Consider the following 5,835-nt stretch of genomic DNA (forward strand, 5'->3'; position numbering starts at 1 on the left):
ATATTTGAGAAGAGTTGTTTTTTCTGATTTTATATTGTTGAATGTTACAGCTTCAATTTTTTAGCTATTAATAGGCTTCTGTGTGCTCTTTGTGAATATAGAAGGGATTTTTATTAAGTTAGGTTTTAGGGTTGTAATGATATTTTATCTAACTTAGATTCAGTTGGTTTCTGGTTTTTTATATGTTGAATAGCCAATGTTAAGTTCTTTAGGACTGATAGTGGTTCCTTGGAATCAGATTTTAATTATCGTTATGGGTTTGACTTTCTTAAAATTAAAAAGTGTTTATTTAAATGGTTAATTGCGTATAAAAAATGAACGTAGTAAAAGTTAAAACGGCGCTCGCGTTGGGTTTGTCAAACCTAGCGCGAGTTTTCATGTACCAGCTAGGTGTTAGAACAGGTTTCAATCCTGTAAAAAAAATTACATCGCAGCTAGTTTGCGGTGATTTTTTTTCTGATGAGTTTGAGATAAATAGTAGTCTAATAGCTAATAAACAGTGGATAGGGCAGCATTTTTATTTTGGAAAACCTTTAAACGTTGTTGGTATTCCAAGTTGGCATCAAAGCTGTTTAACACAACGGTTTGCTCCGAGTGATAAACCTTGGTTTACGATCGAAGACTTTAATAATGATTTAGGTGATATAAAAGGTGTTTGGGAAGCCTCTCGTTTTGACTGGGTAATTGGTTTTGCTCAATTAGCTAAAACAGGTGATGTTCTTGCACTTGAAACTTTAAATACTTGGTTAAATGATTGGATTGAAAAAAACCCTCCTTTTTTAGGTGTTAATTGGAAATGCGGTCAAGAAGCTTCTATTCGGGTGATGCATTTAGCAGCTGCAGCATTAATTTTACAGCAACAAAACAAGAGCTCTCAGGCACTTATAAGTTTATTAAAAGCGCACCTTAAGCGAATATCTCCTACAATTATGTATGCGGTCGCACAAGACAATAACCATGGAACATCTGAAGCTGCGGCCCTCTACATTGGGGGCTCTTGGCTTGTTTTAAATGGTGAGTCTGATGGCCATCAATGGCAGAAGCAAGGACTTAAATGGCTAGAAAATCGTGCTAAACGGCTAGTAGAGGCTGATGGTAGTTTTAGTCAGTATTCAGTTACTTATCACCGTGTAATGTTGGATACTTATAGCTTGGTGGAAGTTTGGAGACGTAAGCTAAAACTGCCAAGCTTTTCTGAGCACCTAACTTCTAAATTAAAAGCTGGGGCCAGTTGGCTTTTCTATTTTACAAATGAAGAGTCAGGTGATGCACCAAATATTGGCGCAAATGATGGAGCAAGGTTGGCTCCTCTATCTGGTACAGATTACCGTGACTTTAAGCCAAGCGTTCAGTTAGCAAATGTGTTGTTTAATAGCCAAGCGGCTTACATTGAAGAAGGTAGCTACGACATTCCACTTCAGTGGTTAGAACTTAAAAAACCCACAGAAACTTTGCCTGAAAAAAAACCATTAGACTTCGCCGATGGGGGTTATTGTTTTTTGACAAATGACAAGGCAGCTGTATATCTACGTTATCCACAATTTAAATTCAGGCCTAGTCAGAGTGATGCATTGCATATAGACCTATGGCTTAAGGGTAATAATATATTTAGAGATGGTGGTACATTTAGCTATAATGCAGGACAAGCTTATATTGATTATTATGGTGGTGTTAAAAGTCATAATACAATAGAGTTTGATGAGCATGATCAAATGCCTAGGTTAAGCCGCTTTTTATTAGGCAATTGGCTTAAATCAAGCAATAAAGAACAGCTCAAGGTTATAGAAAATAGCCAAAAATTTGCTATTTCATATACAGACTACTTAAAGTGTACTCATAAACGTAGCATATCATTATCACCGTCAAAATTGACGATAACAGACATCGCTAGTGGTTTTAAAAACAAAGCTGTACTTAGGTTTAGACTAATTCCTACTCAATGGAAACTAATTGGTAAAACATTAACCAGTGAATATTGCTACATAACTTTTGGTGCAGATGTTGAAATAACACGGCTAGAACTAATAGATGGCAAAGAGTCTCGTTATTATTATCAAGAATCAACCCTACCAGTCATTGAATTAGAAATCCATAAATCAGGCACAATCACCACGGAAGTAAATTTTTAATATGAGAGTTTTGTATTTCCACCAACATTTTTCTACCCCTAAAGGTTCAACAGGTATACGCTCGTTTGAGATGGCTACGCGATTGATCAAGCATGGCCATTCAGTAACTATGGTATGTGGTAGTTACGGTGGTGGTGAAACAGGCCTTACTGGGCAATTTATTAAAGGTCGAAGAGAAGGGAATGTAGATGGTATCGATATCATTGAATTTGACCTTGCTTATTCAAATAAAGATGGCTTTGTTAAAAGAGCTAGTACCTTTTTAAAATTTGCTTTAAAGAGTATTGGTATTGCATTAACTCATAAATATGATGTTGTTTTTGCGACAACTACGCCACTTACTGCAGGAGTTCCTGGTATTTTTGCGCGTTGGCTACGTTTTAAACCGTTTGTTTTTGAAGTTCGCGACTTATGGCCTGAGCTTCCTAAAGAAATGGGGGTAATAAAAAACCCTTTAGTACTGGCTGCAATGTCTATTTTAGAATGGTGCTCTTATCGTTCAGCGCATCGTTGTATTGGTTTATCGCCGGGTATCGTTGAAGGTATAAAAAAACGAGGGGTTAAAGCAAGCAAAATAGAGTTAGTACCAAATGGCTGTGATTTAAATATTTTTGCAAATGAGACTAACGCGTGGAGACCAGAAGGCGTTGCTGAAAATGAGCTAATGGCTATTTTTACGGGCACACATGGTATGGCTAATGGTTTAGATGCTGCACTTGACGCTGCTGCAGAGTTGAAGAAACGCAGTCGCTTTGATATCAAGTTGGTTTTAGTTGGTCAAGGAAAGTTAAAAGAGCAATTACAGCAGCGTGCTAATGAAGAACAATTGGACAATGTAATTTTTCATTCACCAGTTAATAAAGCAAAACTTGCAGAATTAATGAAGGGTGCAGATATTGGCATGCAGCTACTTGCTAACGTGCCTGCTTTTTACTTTGGTACATCACCCAATAAGTTTTTTGATTATATTTCAGCAGGCCTACCCGTTTTAAATAATTACCCAGGTTGGCTTGCTAGCATGATTAAACAACACAACTGTGGGTACTCTGTTGAACCTGAGAACCCACAAGCATTCGCAGATGCACTTGAACATGCTGCAGATAATAAAAACTTTTTACCAGAAATGGGTAATAGAGCGCAAATGCTTGCGAAGCAAGAGTTTAACCGCCATAACCTTGCTGATAAATGGGTAACATGGGTAACTGGAGCCGTAAAATGAAGCGATTTTTTGACTTTATAGTAGCTTTTTGTACTTTGTTAACTTTATTACCAGTTATTGTTATTGTTGCTCTATTGATCCGTTTTAAACTAGGTTCACCTATTTTATTTACCCAAGACCGTCCCGGTTTGAATGGTAAAATTTTTAAAATGATGAAGTTTAGAACTATGCTCGATGGTAAGGACAAGCAAGGTAACTTATTACCAGATCATGAGCGTATGACGAAATTTGGTGCATTTTTGCGCTCAACTAGTTTGGATGAGTTACCAGGCCTTTTGAATGTTCTAAAAGGTGATATGAGCTTAGTTGGCCCTAGGCCTCTTTTGGTACAATACCTGCCGCTTTACAATAGTAACCAAGCTCGCCGTCATGATGTGCGCCCAGGTATAACAGGGTGGGCACAAGTAAATGGCCGAAATGCAATAAGCTGGGAAGATAAATTTAAACTTGATGTTTGGTATGTTGATAATCAAAGTTTTTGGCTCGATATAAAAATACTATTTTTAACGGTTAAAAAAGTATTCGTACGTGAAGGTATTAGTGCTGATGGTCATGTAACAATAGAACCATTTAAAGGCACAAAGAATGAATAACCAAATTAAAAAATTAGCTATTGTAGGTGCCAGCGGGCATGGTAAAGTCGTTGCCGATTTAGCAGAAGTACTTGGTTATAAAGTTTGTTTTTATGATGATGCTTACCCAACAAAAACACAACTAGAGCACTGGGATATAGTCGGTACTTTTAACGACTTATTAGCTTGTAAACTCGAAAATGTTGAGGTGATTGTTGCAATTGGCAACAACGTAGTTCGAAAACAAAAATGCAATGAGCTAAAGCAATTCGGTTTTGATTTAGCTAGGTTAATACATCCCTCCGCAACTGTAAGTCAGTACGCAAAAGTAGCAGAGGGTACTGTTGTACTTGCTGGTGCTGTAATTAATGCGTTTGCTGAAATTAGCTCTGGTTGCATAATTAATACATCATCTATTATTGAGCACGACACTAAAGTTGGTGAGTATTCACATATTTGTCCGAATACGGCTTTGGCAGGTGCTGTTTCTGTTGGTGAATGTTGCTGGATAGGTGTAGGTAGCCAAGTTATCCAATTAATTTCAATTGATGATAACACCTTGGTTGGTGCTGGTAGTGTGGTAGTTAAGAACTTACCTGCTGATGTAACTGCATTTGGGTCTCCTGCAGTTGTGGTTAAATGTTGCAAGTAAAGAAATACTCGCAATTTATAAAAATGATGGATTAATTTACAAATGTTAAACACCCCTTTCTCTCCGTGGCCAAGCTTTACTCAAGAAGAAGCTGATGCTGTTAGCCGCGTTATTTTATCGAATAAAGTTAATTATTGGACCGGTACGGAAGGCCGTGAATTTGAAAGTGAATTTGCAGCTTGGACTGGTACAGAGTACGCTGTAGCCTTAGGTAATGGAACTCTTGCTCTCGACCTTGCTTTAAAGGCATTAGATATAGGTCCAGACGATGAGGTAATTACTACACCACGTACATTTTTAGCTTCTGCTAGTAGTATTGTTACTGCAGGTGCATCGCCAATATTTGCTGATGTTGATCTTAACAGTCAAGCAATCACAGCAGAGTCTATTAAAGCCGTACTTACCCCTAAAACTAAAGCTGTCATAGTTGTACATTTAGCTGGAATGCCAGCTGAAATGGATGCAATAATGGCGTTAAGCAATGAATATGGATTCTATGTTATTGAGGATTGTGCTCAAGCACATGGTGCAAAATACAAAGGTAAGTCAGTTGGGAGCATTGGCCACATTGGAGCTTGGAGCTTTTGCCAAGACAAAATAATGACTACAGGCGGTGAAGGTGGCATGGTTACCACAAACTCTAAAGAGTTATGGTCAAAAATGTGGAGCTACAAAGATCATGGTAAAAGCTTTGATGCCATTTACAATCGCGAGCACCCTCCAGGATTTAGATGGCTACACGAAAGCTTTGGTACTAACTGGCGTATGACAGAAATGCAGGCTGTTATTGGACGTATCCAGCTAATTCGGATGAGCGATTGGACTGCAAAACGTCAAGCTTATGGTGCACAGTTAGACCAAGCTGCAAGTGGATTTGATTGTATTCGCTTAGTATCAGTACCGGAACACATTGAGCATGCAGAATATAAGCATTACATGTTTGTTAAACCTGAATGCTTATCTGAAGGTTGGGACCGCGACCGTATCGTAAACGAAATTGTTGCCAGAGGGGTGCCATGCTTTCAGGGAAGTTGTTCAGAGGTGTATTTAGAAAAAGCATTCGACAACACCCCGTGGCGCCCAAAAAACCGCTTACCAAATGCTGTTGAGCTAGGTGAAACATCTATAATGTTTTTGGTTCACCCAACTCTTAAAAGTGTTGAGGTTAAGCAAACAGCAGAAACGATTAAACAGGTGTTAAGCAAAGCTAGTAGTAAATTATAATTACATAAGTATACAGTTTGATAACAAAAAACATAAAGA

The 5,835-nt window shown here is 38.1% G+C and carries 5 protein-coding genes; all 5 read left to right on the plus strand.

Annotated features, from left to right (window positions below; translation table 11 throughout):
• The first annotated feature begins 314 nt into the window (after positions 1–314).
• The gene (locus L1D51_RS20135; protein ID WP_239964635.1) at positions 315–2,129 is read left to right on the plus strand and encodes a heparinase II/III domain-containing protein; all 1,815 of its coding nucleotides are present in this window, start codon (positions 315–317) and stop codon (positions 2,127–2,129) included.
• Between the two features lie 70 nt (positions 2,130–2,199).
• Positions 2,200–3,348: a glycosyltransferase family 4 protein gene (locus L1D51_RS20140; RefSeq protein ID WP_239964636.1), complete on the plus strand. Its 1,149-nt coding sequence runs from the start codon at positions 2,200–2,202 to the stop codon at positions 3,346–3,348.
• On the plus strand, positions 3,345–3,941 hold the full coding sequence (locus tag L1D51_RS20145) for a sugar transferase (protein WP_239964637.1): 597 nt from the start codon (positions 3,345–3,347) through the stop codon (positions 3,939–3,941). The genes L1D51_RS20140 and L1D51_RS20145 overlap by 4 nt, the downstream gene beginning before the upstream one ends.
• Positions 3,934–4,572 (plus strand): acetyltransferase, encoded by a 639-nt coding sequence (locus L1D51_RS20150; RefSeq protein WP_239964638.1) that lies wholly within the window; start codon positions 3,934–3,936, stop codon positions 4,570–4,572. The genes L1D51_RS20145 and L1D51_RS20150 overlap by 8 nt, the downstream gene beginning before the upstream one ends.
• A 42-nt stretch (positions 4,573–4,614) precedes the next feature.
• Positions 4,615–5,796 (plus strand): DegT/DnrJ/EryC1/StrS family aminotransferase, encoded by a 1,182-nt coding sequence (locus L1D51_RS20155; protein ID WP_239964640.1) that lies wholly within the window; start codon positions 4,615–4,617, stop codon positions 5,794–5,796.
• Positions 5,797–5,835 lie beyond the last annotated feature (39 nt).

The sequence above is a fragment of the Pseudoalteromonas shioyasakiensis genome (assembly GCF_022398475.1).
In the GTDB taxonomy this organism is placed as follows: domain Bacteria; phylum Pseudomonadota; class Gammaproteobacteria; order Enterobacterales; family Alteromonadaceae; genus Pseudoalteromonas.